The 16802-nt window shown below is 72.7% G+C and carries 18 protein-coding genes; 10 read left to right on the top strand and 8 right to left on the bottom strand.

The annotated features are described in order from the left end of the window. Positions 1–82: 82 nt before the first annotated feature. The 4 genes from H596_RS0104840 (at position 83) to mmsB (ending at position 3708) form a co-directional block, all read left to right on the top strand. A complete protein-coding gene (locus tag H596_RS0104840; protein WP_027283941.1) occupies positions 83–1300 on the top strand; it encodes an NADP-dependent isocitrate dehydrogenase in 1218 nt (405 codons plus the stop codon). Between the two features lie 123 nt (positions 1301–1423). Then, a complete protein-coding gene (locus H596_RS0104835; RefSeq protein ID WP_027283940.1) occupies positions 1424–2023 on the top strand; it encodes a 2-hydroxychromene-2-carboxylate isomerase in 600 nt (199 codons plus the stop codon). Between the two features lie 65 nt (positions 2024–2088). Continuing rightward, positions 2089–2772, top strand: a complete 684-nt coding sequence (locus tag H596_RS0104830) for a DUF599 domain-containing protein (protein WP_027283939.1) — start codon at positions 2089–2091, stop codon at positions 2770–2772. A 72-nt stretch (positions 2773–2844) separates the two neighbouring features. Continuing rightward, positions 2845–3708, top strand: coding sequence for a 3-hydroxyisobutyrate dehydrogenase (mmsB, locus tag H596_RS0104825; protein ID WP_027283938.1), 864 nt, complete (start codon positions 2845–2847; stop codon positions 3706–3708). On the opposite strand, the gene H596_RS24835 is transcribed toward mmsB, so the two are convergent. Then, a complete protein-coding gene (locus H596_RS24835) occupies positions 3709–3840 on the bottom strand; it encodes a hypothetical protein (protein WP_281168365.1) in 132 nt (43 codons plus the stop codon). A 280-nt stretch (positions 3841–4120) separates the two neighbouring features. Continuing rightward, positions 4121–4669 (bottom strand): carboxymuconolactone decarboxylase family protein, encoded by a 549-nt coding sequence (locus H596_RS20105; protein ID WP_037300041.1) that lies wholly within the window; start codon positions 4667–4669, stop codon positions 4121–4123. 55 nt (positions 4670–4724) lie between these two features. On the opposite strand from H596_RS20105, the gene H596_RS0104805 reads away from it, so the two are divergent. Next, positions 4725–6287, top strand: a complete 1563-nt coding sequence (locus H596_RS0104805) for a sulfatase-like hydrolase/transferase (protein WP_027283937.1) — start codon at positions 4725–4727, stop codon at positions 6285–6287. 4 nt (positions 6288–6291) lie between these two features. On the opposite strand, the gene H596_RS23745 is transcribed toward H596_RS0104805, so the two are convergent. Together H596_RS23745 and H596_RS23740 are read right to left on the bottom strand one after the other, a co-directional pair. Then, positions 6292–6789 (bottom strand): flavin reductase, encoded by a 498-nt coding sequence (locus H596_RS23745; protein ID WP_051212395.1) that lies wholly within the window; start codon positions 6787–6789, stop codon positions 6292–6294. A gap of 9 nt (positions 6790–6798) precedes the next feature. Beyond that, the gene (locus H596_RS23740) at positions 6799–7479 is read right to left on the bottom strand and encodes a DUF3047 domain-containing protein (protein ID WP_027283936.1); all 681 of its coding nucleotides are present in this window, start codon (positions 7477–7479) and stop codon (positions 6799–6801) included. 64 nt (positions 7480–7543) lie between these two features. Here H596_RS23740 and H596_RS0104790 point away from each other — a divergent pair, with 64 nt between their 5' ends. From H596_RS0104790 to H596_RS0104780, 3 genes are read left to right on the top strand one after another with little or no spacing between them, the layout of a single operon-like run. After that, a complete protein-coding gene (locus H596_RS0104790; RefSeq protein ID WP_027283935.1) occupies positions 7544–8245 on the top strand; it encodes a dienelactone hydrolase family protein in 702 nt (233 codons plus the stop codon). Between the two features lie 31 nt (positions 8246–8276). Continuing rightward, positions 8277–9944 (top strand): M3 family oligoendopeptidase, encoded by a 1668-nt coding sequence (locus tag H596_RS0104785; RefSeq protein WP_211225249.1) that lies wholly within the window; start codon positions 8277–8279, stop codon positions 9942–9944. After that, positions 9941–10714 (top strand): SDR family NAD(P)-dependent oxidoreductase, encoded by a 774-nt coding sequence (locus tag H596_RS0104780; protein WP_027283933.1) that lies wholly within the window; start codon positions 9941–9943, stop codon positions 10712–10714. The genes H596_RS0104785 and H596_RS0104780 overlap by 4 nt, the downstream gene beginning before the upstream one ends. On the opposite strand, the gene H596_RS0104775 is transcribed toward H596_RS0104780, so the two are convergent. Continuing rightward, on the bottom strand, positions 10709–11470 hold the full coding sequence (locus H596_RS0104775) for an SDR family oxidoreductase (RefSeq protein ID WP_027283932.1): 762 nt from the start codon (positions 11468–11470) through the stop codon (positions 10709–10711). The genes H596_RS0104780 and H596_RS0104775 overlap by 6 nt on opposite strands. Before the next feature lie 117 nt (positions 11471–11587). On the opposite strand from H596_RS0104775, the gene H596_RS0104770 reads away from it, so the two are divergent. Then, positions 11588–12631 (top strand): C-terminal binding protein, encoded by a 1044-nt coding sequence (locus H596_RS0104770; RefSeq protein ID WP_027283931.1) that lies wholly within the window; start codon positions 11588–11590, stop codon positions 12629–12631. Position 12632: 1 nt separating this feature from the next. On the opposite strand, the gene H596_RS0104765 is transcribed toward H596_RS0104770, so the two are convergent. Together H596_RS0104765 and H596_RS0104760 are read right to left on the bottom strand one after the other, a co-directional pair. After that, entirely contained in the window at positions 12633–14006 is a 1374-nt protein-coding gene (locus tag H596_RS0104765) for an amidase (protein ID WP_027283930.1), read from the bottom strand. Continuing rightward, positions 14003–14197 carry a hypothetical protein gene (locus H596_RS0104760; RefSeq protein ID WP_027283929.1) on the bottom strand — a complete coding sequence of 65 codons (195 nt, stop codon included), beginning with the start codon at positions 14195–14197 and terminating at the stop codon, positions 14003–14005. The genes H596_RS0104765 and H596_RS0104760 overlap by 4 nt, the downstream gene beginning before the upstream one ends. Positions 14198–14291: 94 nt before the next feature. Between H596_RS0104760 and H596_RS0104755 the strand changes: the two genes are divergently transcribed. Next, positions 14292–15920, top strand: a complete 1629-nt coding sequence (locus H596_RS0104755) for a thiamine pyrophosphate-requiring protein (RefSeq protein ID WP_027283928.1) — start codon at positions 14292–14294, stop codon at positions 15918–15920. 9 nt (positions 15921–15929) lie between these two features. Here H596_RS0104755 and H596_RS0104750 read toward each other — a convergent pair whose 3' ends face one another. Continuing rightward, entirely contained in the window at positions 15930–16799 is an 870-nt protein-coding gene (locus H596_RS0104750) for a hypothetical protein (RefSeq protein WP_156910035.1), read from the bottom strand. Positions 16800–16802: the final 3 nt, after the last annotated feature.

Genomic DNA, 16802 nt, shown 5'->3' with positions numbered 1-16802 from the left:
CATGGACAGGGTGCGATGTTGCGCCCCGCATCGCAACACCCGGGTTGAGGCCCCGCCGGGCGGGGCAGAAGGCAAGGACCACATGGCGAAGATCAAGGTGAAGACGCCCGTCGTCGAGATGGACGGCGACGAGATGACGCGCATCATCTGGGGGTTCATCAAGGACCGCCTGATCCTCCCCTACCTCGACATCGAGCTGAAGTATTTCGACCTCGGGATCGAGCACCGCGACGCGACCGACGACCAGGTGACGGTGGACGCGGCCAACGCCACCAAGCAGTACGGCGTGGGCGTGAAGTGCGCCACCATCACGCCCGACGAGGCGCGGGTGAAGGAGTTCGGCCTCAAGAAGATGTGGAAGTCCCCGAACGGGACCATCCGCAACATCCTCGACGGCACCATCTTCCGCGAGCCGATCATCTGCCGGAACGTGCCGCGCCTGGTGCCGCACTGGAACAAGCCCATCGTGGTGGGCCGCCACGCCTATGGCGACATCTATCGCGCCGCCGAGACCAAGATCCCCGGCCCCGGCAAGGCGACCCTGACCTGGACGCCCGCCGATGGCGGCGAGCCGATCACCATGGAGGTGACGAACTTCCCCGAGGGCGGCGGCGTGCTGATGGGCATGCACAACACGCGCAAGTCCATCGAGGGCTTCGCCCGCGCCTGCTTCAACTACGGGCTCGCGCGCAACTACCCCGTCTATCTCAGCCACAAGAACACGATCCTCAAGGCCTATGACGGCGAGTTCAAGGACATCTTCCGCCGCATCTTCGAGGCGGAGTTCGCCGACCGCTTCCAGGCCGCGGGCCTGACCTACGAGGACCGCCTGATCGACGACATGGTGGCCTGCGCCCTGAAGTGGGAGGGCGGCTATGTCTGGGCCTGCAAGAACTACGACGGCGACGTGCAGTCCGACATCGTGGCCCAGGGATTCGGCTCGCTCGGGCTGATGACCTCCGTGCTGCTCTCGCCCGACGGCAGGACGGTGGAGTCCGAGGCCGCGCACGGCACGGTGACGCGCCACTACCGCGAGCATCAGAAGGGCCGCGAGACGAGCACCAACCCCATCGCCTCCATCTTCGCCTGGACGCGCGGCCTGCAGTATCGCGGCCAGTTCGACGGCACGCCCGATGTGGTGGAGTTCGCCAAGACCCTGGAGGCGGTCTGCATCGAGACGGTGGAGGCCGGCTTCATGACGAAGGATCTCGCGATCCTCATCAGCAAGGACCAGCCCTGGATGACCACCCAGGCCTTCCTCGCCAAGCTCGACGAGAACCTGAAGAAGAAGATGGGCTGACCACCCCGGCCCTTCGGCGCCGGTAGCCGGGCGGGGCGGCGCCGCGCCCGGCTGTTTCGCGCGGGCGGGCCTTCCTCCGCGCGTCGCGGCGGGGCAGGCTGCGTCCGCCGACGGAGGCCCGCCATGCATGTGGACTGCTACGCCTCGCTCAACAGCCCCTGGGCCTATCTGGGCGCGCGCCGCATCGAGACGCTCTGCGCGCGATACGGCGCGACGCTCCGGCTCTGGCCGGTGGATTTCTCGGTGATCTTCCCCGCCTCGGGCGGGCTGCCGCTGCCCCGGCGCGCCCCGCAGCGTCAGGCCTACCGCCTGGTGGAGCTGGCGCGCTGGCGCGATCACCTCGGCCTGCCGCTCACCCTCGCGCCGCGGCATTTCCCGGTGCAGGAGGCGCCGCTCGCCCAGGCCGTCATCGCGCTGCGCGAGAGAGAGGGCGATGCGCCGGCCATCCGCCTCGCGCACCGCATCATGGCCGCCATCTGGGCCGATGACGCGAACCCCGCCGACCCCGCGACCTTCGCCGCGCTGGCCGCCGAATGCGGGCTCGACGGGCCGGCGCTGCTGCGCGCGGCCGAGGATCCGCGCTGGGCCGCGATGCGCCAGGCGGACAGCGAGGCGGCGCTGGCAAAGGGCGTGTTCGGCGCGCCCTCCTACGTCATCGAGGGCGAGATCTTCTGGGGGCAGGACCGGCTCGACTTCGTCGAGCGACGGCTCGCCAGGGGCTGATGCGGCGGCTCGCAAATGGTTGATGCGGCGGCTCGCCAGGGGCTGATGCGCGGGCCGGCGGGCGGATGATCGGGGGGCTGCTCACGCCGCTCGACCTCGCGGCGCTGCTCGTCTTCCTCGCCTGCTGGGCGTGCTATGCGGCGGTGGTGGACCGCATCCCCAGCGTGCGTGCGCGCTCCGTCATCGCGGCGATGGACGAGCACCGGCGGCGCTGGATGCTCGCGCTGCTGCTGCGCGAGAACCGCATCGGCGACACCGCGATCATCGGCAACCTGATGGCGAGCACGAGCTTCCTCGCCAACACGGCCATCTTCATCCTCGCGGGGCTGGTGGCGCTGCTCGGCGCGCCCGACATGGGCCGGCGCGTGCTCGCCGCCCTGCCCTTCGCCGAGCCGCCGGCCAGCGACATGGCCTGGGAGATGCGCATCGGCCTGCTCGTGCTGATCTTCGTGCACGCCTTCTTCGAGCTGACCTGGGCGCTGCGGCAGTTCAACTACTGCTCCATCGTCGTGGGCGGCCTCGGCATAGGGCCCGAGCACGCGCCGCAGGCCGAGATCGCCGCCGCGGTGGCCAACCGCGCGGCGCGGCACTTCAACACGGGGCTGCGCGCCTATTACTTCGGCCTCGCCGCGCTCGCCTGGATCATCCACCCCGTCGCGCTCATGCTCGCCTCCCTGCTGGTGCTGCGCGAGCTGCACCGGCGCGAGTTCCGCTCCGTGGTGCGCGAGGCGCTGCGCGGGAATCACTGAGCCGCGCGGCCCGGGATGGCCCCGCCGCCTGCGCTGGCCTAGCCTTTCCCCAACCACGCAAGGGAGGGACGCATGGCGCGGATCGGCTTCATCGGCCTCGGCAACATGGGGCTGCCCATGGCGCGCAACCTGGCGCGCCAGGGCCATGAGGTGCTGGGCTTCGACATCAGCCCCGCGGCGCGCGCGGCGGCGGCCGCGGCCGGCATCCCGCTCGCCGCCTCGGCGCCGGAGGCGGCGAGCGGGGCGGGCTTCGTGCTCACCATGCTGCCGGCGGGCGAGCATGTGCGCGCCGCCTGGGCCGAGCTCGATGCGGCCTGCGCGCCGGATGCCGTGCGCCTCGACTGCTCGACGGTGGATGTGCAGACCGCCCGCGCCCTGGCCGAGGGCCGGCGCATGCTGGATGCGCCCGTCTCCGGCGGCACCATGGGGGCGGAGAACGCGACGCTGACCTTCATGGTCGGCGGCGCGGCGAAGGATGTGGCGGCCGCCCGGCCCATCCTGGAGGCGATGGGCCGCACCATCGTCCATTGCGGCGGGCCGGGCACGGGCCAGGCGGCGAAGCTGTGCAACAACATGCTGCTGGCGATCAGCATGATCGGCACCTGCGAGGCCTTCGCGCTGGCCGAGAAGCTCGGCCTCAGCCACGAGGCGCTGTTCGAGGTGGCGAGCCGCTCCTCCGGCCAGTGCTGGTCGCTCACCACCTATTGCCCCGTGCCGGGGCCGGTGCCGGGCAGCCCCGCGAATCGCGGCTATGCGCCCGGCTTCGCGGCGGCGCTGATGGTGAAGGACCTCGGCCTCTCGCAGCAGGCGGCGGCGGCGGCGGGCGCGCACACCCCTCTGGGGGCGGCGGCGCTCGGCCTCTACGAGCGCTTCGTGGCCGAGGGCGGGGCGGGGCGGGACTTCTCGGGCATCATCGAGATGCTGCGGCGGGGCTGATCATTTCCGGTTCTTCCGGTTCTTCCGGTTCTCCCAGCGATCTGCAAGCCAGCCCACCAGCAAAATGAGGCCGAGGGCGAGCCAGAACAGCAGCACCCAGGGGTGGAACAGCAGCAGGAAGATCAGCGCCACCGGGCGCACTCACCGCCGGTGCAGCCAGCCATCGACGGCCAGCACGGCGAGCGCGCAGAGCAGCACGAGCCACAGCCCGGGCTGATGCAGGGGAAGGAGGAGGAGGTCGGCCATGCCCCTCTCCTGCCATGCCGGCGCGTCAGGAAAGGTCGCATCATACCGGCGGCCGCTTGCTTCGACTCGCGAGAAAGCGGCGCGGCCGCTGGCATGCCCTTGTTTTGGCACGCCGCCGCCCACCAACCCGGCGTGCGCGATACGTCCGGCGTGACCGCCGGCCGCATCAGGCGAAGGGATCCGCCACGCCCTCGGGCAGCGGCACCTCCGCCACGTTCAGCGTGAAGGAGACGGCGGTGTAGTAGCCGGCGATGCCGAGCAGCTCCGCGCAGCCCTTCTCGCCGAACAGGGCGCGCGCGGCCTCGAAGCGCCCCTCGCTCACCCCGCCCGTGGTCTGCAGCTCATGGACGAAGTGGAACACCGCCGCCTCGTCCTCGGCCATGGCGCGGGGGATGCGGCCGATGCGGATGTCCTCGGCGATCTCCGGCGAAAGGCCGCCCTCCATCGCCAGGCGGTGATGCGCGAACCACTCGAAGCGCGCCCGCCAGCGCGCGGCGGTGACGAGGATGGCGAGTTCCGACAGCCGCGGCGGCAGGCTCGTCTCCCAGCGGATGAAGCGGCCGAGCCGCTGGAACAGCTCCGCCATCTCGGGGCTGTGCAGCCAGGCGGGGAATGGCCCCTTGAGGCCGCCGCGCGCGCCCGCGGCGATGTTCGCGGCCACCTCGCGCTGGCGCGGCGTCATGCTGGCCTCGGTGAGTGCGCTGAAGCGCGGCATGGACTGTCCTCCTTCCCTCTTGGCGCTACGATGCGGCGCGGGAAGGGGATCGTCCATGGCCGTGCGCAATGTGCTGTTCATCATGTGCGACCAGCTCCGCTGGGATCATCTGGGCTGCAACGGCCATCCGCGCCTCGCCACGCCCAACATCGACGCGCTGGCCGCCCGCGGCGTGAACTTCACCGAGGCCTATGTGCAGTCGGGCATCTGCGGCCCCTCGCGCATGAGCTTCTACACCGGCCGCTACGTCGCCTCGCACGGGGCGACGCATAACCGCGTGCCCCTCTCGGTGGGCGAGGTGACGCTGGGCTGGCATCTGCGCGAGGCGGGGCTCGCCCTCGCCCTCGCCGGCAAGACGCACATGCTGCCCGACGCGCACGGCATGCGCCGCCTCGCCCTCGACGGGCAGCACGACCTCGCGGCGCTGCTGCGCGAGGGATGGTTCACCCTCGTCGATCGCCACGACGGCCACCACGCCGAGCCCGACAGCGCCTACGCCCATTGGCTGCGCGCCCAGGGCTATGACAGCCCCGACCCCTGGACGGATCACGTCATCGCCGTCACCGACCGCGACGGCAGCGTGAAGTCGGGCTGGAAGATGCGCCACGCGCGCCTGCCCGCCCGCGTGCGCGAGGAGCACAGCGAGACGGCCTACACCACCGACCAGGCGCTGCGCTTCATCGAGGCGCAGGGCGAGAGGCCCTGGGTGCTGCACCTCTCCTACGTGAAGCCGCACTGGCCCTATGTCGCGCCCGCGCCCTACCACGCGATCTACGCGCCCGAGGACGCGCTGCCCGTGCGCCGCCACCCGGCCGAGCGCGGCAACGCCGCCCATCCCATCCTGCGCGAGTTCCAGAACGAGGAGGTGGCGCAATCCTTCCAGAACGACGCCTGCATCGCCGCGGTGCGCCCCACCTACATGGGGCTGATCGCGCAGATCGACGCGCATCTCGGCCGGCTCTGGGCGCTGATGGAGCGGCTCGGCCGCTGGCGGGACACGCTGGTGATCTTCACCAGCGACCACGGCGATTATCTGGGCGACCACTGGCTGGGCGAGAAGGAGCTGTTCCACGACTGCATCCAGCGCGTGCCCTTCCTCCTCTACGATCCTTCACCCGCGGCGGAGGCGACGCGCGGGACGCGGGATTCGCGTTTCGTCGAGGCCATCGACGTGGCGCCCACCATCCTGGAGGCGCTCGGCCTTCCGCCCGCCGAGCATCTGCTCGAAGGCCGCTCGCTGCTCGCGCTGACGCGCGGCGCGCCCGAGGCCTGGCGCGAGCATGTGGTGAGCGAGCTCGACTGGACCTTCCGCGCTGCGCGCCGCCGCGTCGGCCTGCCCACGGGGCAGCATCGCGGCTTCATGGTCCGCACCGCGCGCTGGAAATACGTCCACTGGACGAGCGGCTTCCCGCCCATGCTCTACGACCTCGAGGCCGACCCCGACGAGTTCCACGACCTCGGCCGCGAGCCTGCGCTGGAGGGGGTGCGCGCCGAGATGCGCGAACGCCTGCTCGACTGGGCGACCAACCTCAAATGCCGCACCACGCTGAGCTGGGCGGAAGCCGAGTTCCGCACCGACCGCCACAAGGCGGCGGGCGTGTTCTACGGGGAGTGGTAGCGCCTCACGCCGCCCTCGACAGCGGGCAGTAGCCCCGCCGGAAATAGAGCAGCGCCGCCGCCTCGCCCGCGCCGAGACGCACCGCCTCCACCTCCGCGAAGAGCACGAGGTGCGTGCCCTTCTCGAGGATGTCGGTGATCCGCGCGTCGCAGGCCACCAGCGCGCCCTCCAGCACCGGCGCGCCGGTGACCAGACGGCCCCAGCTTCCCGTCTCGAAGCGCGCGGGCCCGTCCACCCCCGTCATGCCGGCGAAGACGTTGGAGACCTCCTCCTGCGCCGCGCTCAGCGTGTTGACGCAGAGCACGCCGTTGGCGCGGAAGGCCTCGGCCGAGGAGACGGTGCGGTTCATGCAGACGAGCAGCGTGGCGGGGCTGTCGGTCACGCTGCACACGGCGCTGGCGGTGAAGCCGCCCTTGCCGCCCGCGCCATCGGTGGTGATCACGTTCACCGCGGCGGGCAGTTGCGCCATGGCGTCGCGGAAATCCTTGCGCTCGACGGGCATGAGGGGCTCCTAGCTGCAGGGCGTGAAACGGATGCGCTCGACGAGGGCCGAAATCCGCGCCTGGGTGTCGTCGGCGTCGGTGCCGATGGCGATTTCCTGGAGCGGCGGCGGCTCTCCGCCGAAGGCGGCGCGCCAGTCGGCGTCGAGGTCCACGCGCTCCTCGAACCAGCGGCCCTTGGGGGTGGTGGCGGGGCGCAGCACGCGCACCTTGCCGAGCCCGCCCATCCAGGGGCTGTAGAAATGCGGCGGCTCGCGCCCCGTCCCGCCCCAGGCGTAGATCAGCACCGAGCGCGGCAGCGCATGGCCGCCCGCGCGCGCCTGCGCCACCGCGTGCTGGGTGCGCTGCCACATGGTCGCGCGCGCCGGCCAGCCCGCGAAGCCCACGGCGATGGACACGGCCCGGTCATCGCCGCCGCGGCGCGTCAGGTCGGTGGGCGGGGGGCCGAGATCCACCCGCCAGCGCCAGGAGAGGCAGGCCGCACGCCCCTCGACGCGCCGCCAGATGAAGCTGCCCGCGCCCTCGCCCTCCACCGCGATGGCCTCGCCCTGCAGGCGGAAGCGGGCGGGGCGGATGCCGTCATACTCCGCATGGGTCCAGCCCTGCGCGGCGAGGCCGGGCTCCGTCATCGCCGCGGCGCGCGCCGGCGGCGGGGCGGCCAGCGCCGGCAGGGCCGGAAGGGTGCGGAGCATGGCGCGTCGCAGCATCCTGCGTTACATGGCCGCAAGCGCGAACGCCGCCAAGGGAGAGAGAGCCATGGAGACCATCACCATCCCCGCCACCGACGGCAGCGGGCAGTTCGAGGCGCTGGTCGTGGCCCCCAGGTCACAGCCGGCCGGCGCCGTGGTGCTGATCCAGGAGATCTTCGGCGTGAACGCCACCATGCGCGCGCTCTCGCACTGGGTGGCGGAGATGGGCTTCCTCGCCCTCTGCCCCGACCTGTTCTGGCGGCAGGAGCCGGGCGTGCAGCTCGACCCCGACGCCGGCCAGGCGCAATGGGACCGGGCCTTCGCCCTGTTCCGCGGCTTCGACCAGGAGAAGGGCGTGGAGGACCTCGCCGCCACCATCGCCGCCGCGCGCGCCCATCCCGCCTGCAACGGCAAGGTGGGCACCATGGGCTTCTGCCTGGGCGGGCGCATGGCCTACCGCACGGCCGTGGCGACCGACGCGGACTGCCATGTGAGCTACTACGGCGTGGGCATCGAGGGGATGCTGGAGGATGCGCCCAGGATCCGCGCCCCGCTGCTCATGCACATCGCCGAGCGCGACAAGTTCGTCCCGCCCGAGGCGCAGGCCGCCATCCTCGCCGCGCTGAAGGACCACCCGAAGGTGACCTGCCACGTCTATCCGGGCGTGGACCACGCCTTCGCGCGCATGGGCGGCCATGCCTGGGACGCCCGGGCGGCGACCATCGCCAACGGCCGCACGGCGGAGTTCCTGGTGCGGCACCTGGGCTGACGGGCGGCGCGCGCCCGGCCATCATGGCCGCATGACGCTGCGCTTCGCCGAGATCTCCGCCCCCCGCCCCGAGCCCGCCGCGCTCGCCGACGCCTATGGCGCGCTGCATGCGCGGCTCGCGGCGGACGCACCCGCCACCCTCGCCGCCTGGGACCGGCTGCGCCGCGAGACCGAGACCTGGTCCGCGCTCGCGCATCTGCGCTTCGCCCAGGACACGCGCGACCCCGAGGCCCGCGCCGCGCGCGAGCACGCCGACGCCATGGCCCCCGTGGTCCAGGACCACGAGACGCGCTTCAAGCAGCGCCTGCTCGACGAGGTGGACGGCGCCGTGCTCGCCGCCGCGACGGGCGGCCACGCGCCGCGGCTCTGGGCCTGCGACATCACCAGCTTCGCGCCCGCCATCGCGGCGGATCTGGAGGAGGAATCGCGCCTCGTCGCCCGCTACACCGCGCTGCTGGCCGGCGCCGCAATTCCCTTCGAGGGCGAGGTGCTCAACCTCGCGGGCCTCGCGCCCGCGGCGGAATCGCCCGATCGCGCGCGCCGCCACGCCGCCGAGGCGGCGCGCTGGGGCTTCTTCGCCGCGCATGGGGCGGAGCTCGATGCGCTCTACGACGCGCTGGTGCGGCTGCGCCATGGCATGGCCCTGAAGCTCGGCGATGCGGGCTTCGTCCCGCTCGCCTACCGGCGGATGCGCCGGCTCGACTACGGGCCCGCCGAGGTGGCGCGCTACCGCGAGGAAATCCGCCGCGAGGTGACGCCCCTCGTCGCCGAGCTGCTCGAGCGCCGCCGCCGCGCCCATGGCTGGGAGCGGCTGATGTTCTGGGACGAGGCCTTCATCGACCCCGAGGGCAACCCCGGCCCCGCGGCGTCCGGCGCCGCGCTGCTCGACGCCGCGCAGGGCATGTTCGACGCCATGGGCCACGGGCTGGGCGGCTTCTTCGCCATGATGCGCGAGGGCGGCTTCCTTGATCTCGAGAACCGTCCCGGCAAGGCGGGCGGCGGCTTCTGCACCGCCTTCCCCACCCATGGCGCGCCCTTCATCTTCGCGAACTTCAACGGCACGCACCAGGACATCGGCGTGTTCACCCACGAGATGGGCCACGCCTTCCAGTGCTGGGAGAGCCGGAACCTGCCGGGGCTGGATCAGCTCTGGCCCACCATGGAGTCGGCCGAAATCCACTCCATGGGGCTCGAGTTCCTCACCCACCCGCAGATCGGGCGGCTGGTGGGCGAGGCGGCGGCCGGGCGCTTCCGGCGCATGCACCTCATCGCCTCGCTGAGCTTCCTGCCCTATGGCGCCTGCGTGGACCATTTCCAGCACGAGGTCTTCGCGCGCCCCGAGGCCACGCCCGAGGAGCGCCACGCCATCTGGCGGGCGCTCGAGCGCCTCTACATGCCCTGGACCGAGTATGGCGACCTCGCCCATCCCGCCCGCGGCGGGCGCTGGCAGGCGAAGCAGCACATCTATGCCTCGCCCTTCTACTACATCGACTACACGCTGGCGCTGTGCTGCGCGCTGCAGCTCTGGGTGCGGATGCGCCGCGCGCCGGAGGAGACGATGGCCGCCTATGCGGCGCTCTGCGCGCGCGGCGGGTCGCTGCCCTTCGGCGGGCTGGTGGAGAGCGCCGGGCTCGCCTCGCCCTTCGCGCCGGGGGTGCTGGCCGAGGCGGTGCGCGCGGCGCGGAAGGAGCTGGCATGAAGGTCGCCTGGATCACGGGTGCGGCGCGGGGCATCGGCCTCGCCACCGCGCAGCGCTTCCTCGCCGAGGGCTGGGCGGTCGCGCTGCTCGACATCGAGGAGGCGCTGCTCGCGCGCAGCATCGCCGCCATCGACCTGCCCGAGCGCACCCTCGCCCTGCCCGGCGACGTCTCCGACCCCGCGGTGGTGGAGGCCGCCGCGGCCGCCATCCGCGCGCGGTTCGGCCGGCTCGATGCGCTGGTGAACAACGCGGGCGTGGCGGTCTTCGGCCCCATCCTGCAGACCACGCTCGAGCAGTGGCGGCGCGTGATGGAGGTGAACCTCACCGGCCCCTTCCTGACCGGCCAGGCCGCCGCGCCGCTGATGGCCGAGAGCGGCGGCGGCGCCATCGTGAACATCACCTCGATCTCGGGGCTGCGCGCCTCCACGCTGCGCGTGGCCTATGGCACCTCCAAGGCCGGGCTCGCGCATCTGACGAAGCAGCAGGCGGTGGAGTTCGCCTCCCTCGGCATCCGCGTCAACGCGGTGGCCCCGGGCCCGGTGGACACGGCCATGGCCCAGGCCGTGCACACGCCCGACATCCGCGCCGACTACCACGACGCCATGCCGCTCAACCGCTACGGGCTGGAGCGCGAGCTGGCCTCGGCCATCTTCTGGCTCGCCAGCGCCGAGGCGAGCTACGTCACAGGCCAGGTGCTGGCCGTGGACGGCGGCTTCGACGCCGCGGGCATCGGGCTGCCCACGCTGCGCGGGCAGCGGCGCAACCTATAGCCGGCGCTGCATCTGCGCGAGGTAGCTGCGGTTGCGCGTGGGCGCGATCAGCACCTCGTTGATGCAGACATGCGGCGGCATCGTCGCGACGAAGGCGATGAGCCGCCCGCAATCCTCGGGCTGCACCATCTGCGCGAGCTCCTCCTCCGAGAGCTTGTTGGGCCGCTTGTCGAGGATGGGCGTGCGCACCTCGCCGGGGCAGATCACGGTGGAGCGGATGCCGTTGCCGCACTCCTCCATGTTGAGGCTGTGGCTCATCGCCACCACGCCGTGCTTGCAGGCCGTGTAGCCGGGGCCCGAAAGCGGAGAGACGAAGCGCCCCGCGAAGCTCGCGGTGTGGATCATGAGCCCCCCGCCCCGGGCGCGCATCAGCGGCAGCGCCGCCATCGCGCCATGGAAGGCGGAGAGGAGATTGCCCTCCACGAGCGTGGAGATCCCCTCGGGCGTGAGCTTCGCCCAGGCGCGGTCGGTGATGTTGAGCCCCGCATTGTTCACCAGGATGTCGAGCCGCCCGAGCGTCTCGCCGATCCAGCGCGCCACCGCCTGCACGGCGTCCGCCTTCGCCATGTCGGCGGGCTGGACATGCGCCACGCCGCCCTTCGCGGCGATGGCCTGGGCCACGGCCTCAAGCTTCGCACGGGTGCGCCCTGTCAGCACCACCACCGCGCCCTCGGCGGCCAGCGCATGCGCCCCCGCCTCGCCGATGCCGCTGCCCGCGCCGGTGATCCAGGCCACCTGGCCCTGCAATGCCGCCATGCTCTCCTCCCTTTCCGCGCGTGCGCGCGGGGCGAGGCTAGACTTGCCGGCGCGCCTTGTCGCGCCCCCCGCCCCATGCTTGGCTCCGCGCCAAGAGCAGAGAAGGAGGAAGCGCAGATGGCGAGATTCCGCATCGTCACCCCCGCCGCGGCGAGCTTCACCGTCGCGGGGTCGGACTACACGCTGGAGATGGAGGCGCTCGCGGGGCTCGACGCCGAGATCGTCGAGGCGCCGGCCGAGCCCGCCGCCTTCATCGCCGCGGCCAGGGAGGCGGATGCGATCTACGCCAAGGGCATGATCTTCACCGCCGAGATCATCGCAGCCCTCGAGAAGTGCAAGGTGATCAGCCTCGGCTCCGTCGGCGTGGACAGCGTGGATGTGGCCGCCGCCACCGCGCGCGGCATCCCCGTCACCAACGTCCCCGACACCTTCATCGAGGAGGTGGCGGACCACGCGATGATGCTGCTGCTGGCCACCTTCCGCCGCTGCATCGAGCAGGACCGCATGGTGCGCGAGCATCGCTGGAAGGAGGGGCGGCCGGCGCTGCTGAAGATCCCGCGCCTGATGGGCCAGACGCTGGGCCTCATCAGCTTCGGGCGCACCGCGCGCGCGGTGGCCCGGCGCGCCAGGCCCTTCGGGCTGCAGGTCATCGCCTATGATCCCTTCCTCGACGAGACGCAGATGATCGAACAGGGCGTGATGCCGGCCACGCTCGAGGAGGTGATGCGCCGGTCGGACTTCGTCTCCATGCACGCGCCGGCGCGCCCCGAATGCACGCACATGCTGACGGAGCGCCACTTCCGGATGATGAAGCCCACCGCCATCTTCATCAACACCGGCCGCGGCCCGACGGTGGACGAGGCGGCGCTGATCCGCGCGCTGCAGGAGGGCTGGATCGCCTATGCCGGGCTCGACGTGCTGGAGCAGGAGCCGCCCAGCCACAACAACCCGCTGCTGTCCATGGACAACGTGATCCTCTCCGCGCACACGGCCTCGGCCAGCGCGCGCTTCGACGAGGCGCGCAAGCGCCGCGTGGGGCAGGAGCTCGCGCTCGTCGCGCAGGGGAAATGGCCGATGAGCTGCGTCAACCCCGCGGTGCTGCAGAACACCCTGCTGCGCCGCTGGCAGCCCATCGGCATGGGGCGCGGCCCGAACAGCTAGTTCATGCGGGCGGCCGGCGCGCGCGATGCCCGTTCGCGCGCTCCACCGCATGGCCCGCGGCCAGCACCAGCCCGTCCTGCCAGGGCTTGCCCACGATCTGCGCGGCGACGGGCAGCCCGCCCTCGCCGAAGCCCGTGCAGACCGAGAGCGCGGGCCAGCCCAGCAGGTTGAAGGGGATGGTGAAGTTGGGCTTCTCGAGGCTCGCCCATTTCGACACCTCGCGGATGCGCGGGGCCTCGGCCGGCGCGGCCGCCGTGAGCAGCAGATCCACCCCCTCGGTCGCGGCGAAGCTGCGCGCGATGAGATCGCGCCGGCGCCGCTGCGCCTGGATGTAGTCGCCCGCCGAGAGCAGCCCGCCGAGCGCGAGCCGCGCGCGCAGGAACTCGCCGTACCGCATGGGGCGCGTGCGCATCCATTCCTCGTGCACCGCCCAGGCCTCGGCCGAGAGGGTCACCCAGCCGGCCGCGTTGAACTCCGCGAGGCTCGGCAGCGTCACCTCCACCAGCTCCGCGCCGAGGGAGCGCAGGATCTCGGCCGTCTCCTCGATGCCCTTGAGCGTGGCGGGCGAGACGGGGTGGTCGCGCTCGTGCATGTGGCGGATCACGCCGATGCGCCGGCCGCGCCACTCGGCCGCGAGGTCGAAGCGCGGGGGCGGGCGGTCGGCGCTGCCGGGATCAAGCGGGTCATGCCCCGCCATCGCCGCGAGCAGCAGCGCGCAGTCCTCGCTCGTCCAGGCCAGCGGGCCCGCGTGGTCGAGGGTCTGCGCCAGCGGCAGGATGCCGCGCCGCGAGCAGAGCCCGTAGCTCGGCTTGATGCCGGCGATGCCGCACAGCGCCGCGGGGCCGCGGATGGAGCCGCCCGTGTCCGAGCCCGTGCCGCCGAGGATCAGCCCCGCCGCCACCGCCGCGCCGGTGCCGCTGCTGCTGCCGGCGGTGAAGCGCTCCGTGTCCCAGGGGTTGCGGGCGGGCGGCCAGGGCAGGTCGAAGGAGGGCCCGCCGAAGGCGAACTCATGCGTGGCGAGCTTGCCGAGCAGCACCACCCCCGCCTCGCGCCACTTCGCCACCGTCACCGCGTCCTGCTCCGGCACGCGCTCCTGCAACTGCGCGGAGTGGCCCGTGGTGCGGATGCCGGCGGTGTCGTAGATGTCCTTGTGCGCGATGGGGATGCCATCGAGCGGGCCCTTGAGCGCGCCGGCCATCTGGCGCGCCTCCGCGGCCCGCGCATCGGCCAGCGCGCGCTCCTCCGTCACCAGGATGAAGGCATGCAGCGCGGGGTTCTGCGCCGCGATGCGCGCGAGGCATTCCTTCGCGAGCTCCACGGGCGAGAGGCGGCGTTCGGCGATGAGGCGCGCGGCCTCGGCGATGGTGGGGATCATGCGCCCTCTCCCGCCCTGAAGGCGAAGGCGGGCTCGGCGGCCAGCGGCGGCGGCGGCGCGCGCAGCAGCGCAAGCATCTCGGCGAGCTTCGCATGCGCCTGGCGCAGGCTCTCCACCTCCTCGGGCGGCAGGCTGATCCCGGCGCGCGCGAGCAGCAGCGCGAACTCCTGGGGCGGAAGCGGCTCGGCCATGGTCGTTCCTTTCGATGCGCAGGGGCGCAGCTTGCGGCCCGCGCGCGGCGGGGTCTAGCCTTTCGCGCACAGGAACGCCTCGGGAGGAACGCGCATGAAGGTCGGCGACGCGATCGCGGAGATCATGAAGCGCGAGGGGGTGGAGATCCTCTGCGCCTACCCGGTGAACCACCTCATCGAGCACGCCGCGGCGCGCGACATCCGCCCCGTCATCGTGCGGCAGGAGCGCATCGGCCTGCACATGGCGGACGCGATCAGCCGCGTCACCTCGGGCCGGAAGATCGGCGCCTTCTGCATGCAGCACGGGCCGGGGGCGGAGAACGCCTATGGCGGCGTGGCGCAGGCCTTCGGCGAGAGCGTGCCGGTGCTGGTGATGCCCATGGGCTATCCGCGGCGCCTCGCGCATGTGCCGCCGAACTACAACGCGACCATCCAGATGCGCGGCGTCACGAAATCCGCCGAGGCGGTGACGAGCGCCGCCGAGGTGCCCAACATCATGCGCCGCGCCTTCGCGCGGCTGCGCAACGGCCGCGGCGGGCCCGTGCTGGTGGAAATCCCGAGCGACCTCTTCGCCGAGGATTTCCCGGGCGAGCTCGACTACCGCCCCGTCGTCGCCACGCGCGGCGCGCCCGATCCGCTCGACGTCGCGCGCGCCGCCGAGATGCTGGCCCGCGCGCACCGCCCCGTGATCTACGCCGGCACCGGCGTGCACTGGGCGCACGCCTGGCCGCAGTTGAAGGCGCTGGCGGAGCTGCTGGCCGCGCCCGTGACCACGAGCCTCGGTGGGAAATCCGCCTTCCCGGAGGATCATCCGCTCGCGCTCGGCTCGGGCGGCCTCGCCATGCCGAAGCCCGTGCGGCACTTCCTCGACAATGCGGACGTGATCCTGGGCCTCGGCTGCTCCTTCACCGAATCCTCCTTCGCCGTGCGCATCCCCAAGGGGCCCAGGATCATCCACGCGACGCTCGATCCGGATCATCTCGAGAAGGACGTGCGCTGCGACATCGGCCTGACCGGCGATGCGGGCCTCGTGCTGGAGGCGCTGCTCGCCGAGCTGCGCGGGCGGGTGAAGGGGCCGCGCGAGATCGCCCCCGTGGCCGACGAGATCCAGGCCGTGCGCGCGCCCTGGCTCGCGGAATGGGCGGCGCTGCGCGATTCGGAGGAGGTTCCGCTCAACCCCTATCGCGTGCTGCGCGACCTCTGGCGCACCGTGGATGTGGACAACACCATCATCACGCATGACGCGGGCAGCCCGCGCGACCAGCTCTCGCCCTTCTGGATCAGCCGCACGCCGCTCTCCTACCTCGGCTGGGGCAAGACGACGCAGCTCGGCTACGGGCTCGGCCTCGCCATGGGCGCGAAGCTCGCCGCGCCCGACAAGCTCTGCATCAACGTGTGGGGCGATGCGGCCATCGGCTTCACCGGGATGGATTTCGAGACGGCGGTGCGCGAGCGCATCCCCATCCTCTCCATCCTGCTCAACAACTTCTCCATGGCCATCGAGCTGAAGATCATGGCGCTGAGCACGGAGAAATACCGCACCACCGACATCAGCGGCGACTACGCGGCCATGGCCCGCGCCTTCGGCGGCTATGGCGAGCGCGTGACGCGGCCCGAGGAGATCATCCCCGCCATCCGCCGCGGCATCGAGCAGACGCGGAACGGCACGCCCGCGCTGCTCGAGTTCATCACCGCGAAGGAGACGCGCGTCTCTCGGCTGTGATCCGGCCGCTCAGGGCCGGGACTGGCGCTCGGCCGTGGCAAGGTGGAGGGCGCCGTTGCGGCGCACGCGCTCGGCTTGGCCGTCGGGGCAGCGCCAGTCGCGGAACGCCTCGCTGCCCGGGCTGGTGACTTCCAGCTTGGCCCGCACGCGGCAGACGAGGCGATGGGTGGAGGCGGCGGAGCCGCCATGCCAGCGGCGCAGCGCCTCGGCCCAGGAACCCGTCTCGCGGTGCCAGCGCGCCATGATGCCGCCCGCCCAGTCGGCCGAGACATAGGGATCGAGCGGCCAGTGGCTGCCGCGCGCGTGCACGCGGGCGTTCACCTGCACGCAGCCGGCCATGATGCTGCGCCGGGCGGGCGCGGCCTCCAGCAGCGCGCGCGCCTCGGCCGCCGTCTCGGGGAAATGCGGCCGCCCGCCGATGGAGAGGGCATAGGCGTGCAGCCCGCTCTCGGCCAGGGCGATGGCCGTCAGCAGCCCGCGGGGCACGCCGTGCACCTCCTCCGCGCGCTGGGTGGCGGCGAGGCAGGCGGCGCGGGGCGAGAGCCCCTCCGCCATGTGCCCGGGCGCCAGGACGGGAATGAGCTCCTGCGGCGCGTCGCGCATGCGCGGCCCGTCGGAAATCACCGCGCCCACCGGCCGGGGGGCGGCGGGGCGGCCGGAGGGGCGGCCGGAGGGGCGCGCCTGCGCCTCGCGCCGGGGGGCGGGCGGACGGGCGGCGGGGCGCGGCTCGGCCGGACGCGCGGGCGCGGCGGCGGCCGGGCGCGCGGGCGCGGGCCGCGCCTCGGCGGGCCGTGCGGCCTGCGCCCAGGCCGGCGCATTCCCACCCAGAAGCCAAGCCGTCAGCGCGCCGAGGGCGATGCGACGAAGCCTGCCGCGCACGGA

Origin of the sequence: Rubritepida flocculans DSM 14296 (assembly GCF_000425365.1) — a bacterium.
In the GTDB taxonomy this organism is placed as follows: domain Bacteria; phylum Pseudomonadota; class Alphaproteobacteria; order Acetobacterales; family Acetobacteraceae; genus Roseococcus; species Roseococcus flocculans.
Note: the sequence above shows the minus strand (reverse complement) of the source record. Positions and strands in the feature narration are given on the sequence as shown.

What these genes read in the sequence shown, in the direction of transcription:
- H596_RS0104840 (WP_027283941.1), top strand. Translation starts at nt 83, where the DNA reads ATGGCGAAGATCAAGGTGAAGACGCCCGTCGTCGAGATGGACGGCGAC.
- H596_RS0104835 (WP_027283940.1), top strand. Translation starts at nt 1,424, where the DNA reads ATGCATGTGGACTGCTACGCCTCGCTCAACAGCCCCTGGGCCTATCTG.
- H596_RS0104830 (WP_027283939.1), top strand. Translation starts at nt 2,089, where the DNA reads ATGATCGGGGGGCTGCTCACGCCGCTCGACCTCGCGGCGCTGCTCGTC.
- mmsB (WP_027283938.1), top strand. Translation starts at nt 2,845, where the DNA reads ATGGCGCGGATCGGCTTCATCGGCCTCGGCAACATGGGGCTGCCCATG.
- H596_RS20105 (WP_037300041.1), bottom strand. Translation starts at nt 4,669, where the DNA reads ATGCCGCGCTTCAGCGCACTCACCGAGGCCAGCATGACGCCGCGCCAG.
- H596_RS0104805 (WP_027283937.1), top strand. Translation starts at nt 4,725, where the DNA reads ATGGCCGTGCGCAATGTGCTGTTCATCATGTGCGACCAGCTCCGCTGG.
- H596_RS23745 (WP_051212395.1), bottom strand. Translation starts at nt 6,789, where the DNA reads ATGCCCGTCGAGCGCAAGGATTTCCGCGACGCCATGGCGCAACTGCCC.
- H596_RS23740 (WP_027283936.1), bottom strand. Translation starts at nt 7,479, where the DNA reads ATGCTCCGCACCCTTCCGGCCCTGCCGGCGCTGGCCGCCCCGCCGCCG.
- H596_RS0104790 (WP_027283935.1), top strand. Translation starts at nt 7,544, where the DNA reads ATGGAGACCATCACCATCCCCGCCACCGACGGCAGCGGGCAGTTCGAG.
- H596_RS0104785 (WP_211225249.1), top strand. Translation starts at nt 8,277, where the DNA reads ATGACGCTGCGCTTCGCCGAGATCTCCGCCCCCCGCCCCGAGCCCGCC.
- H596_RS0104780 (WP_027283933.1), top strand. Translation starts at nt 9,941, where the DNA reads ATGAAGGTCGCCTGGATCACGGGTGCGGCGCGGGGCATCGGCCTCGCC.
- H596_RS0104775 (WP_027283932.1), bottom strand. Translation starts at nt 11,470, where the DNA reads ATGGCGGCATTGCAGGGCCAGGTGGCCTGGATCACCGGCGCGGGCAGC.
- H596_RS0104770 (WP_027283931.1), top strand. Translation starts at nt 11,588, where the DNA reads ATGGCGAGATTCCGCATCGTCACCCCCGCCGCGGCGAGCTTCACCGTC.
- H596_RS0104765 (WP_027283930.1), bottom strand. Translation starts at nt 14,006, where the DNA reads ATGATCCCCACCATCGCCGAGGCCGCGCGCCTCATCGCCGAACGCCGC.
- H596_RS0104760 (WP_027283929.1), bottom strand. Translation starts at nt 14,197, where the DNA reads ATGGCCGAGCCGCTTCCGCCCCAGGAGTTCGCGCTGCTGCTCGCGCGC.
- H596_RS0104755 (WP_027283928.1), top strand. Translation starts at nt 14,292, where the DNA reads ATGAAGGTCGGCGACGCGATCGCGGAGATCATGAAGCGCGAGGGGGTG.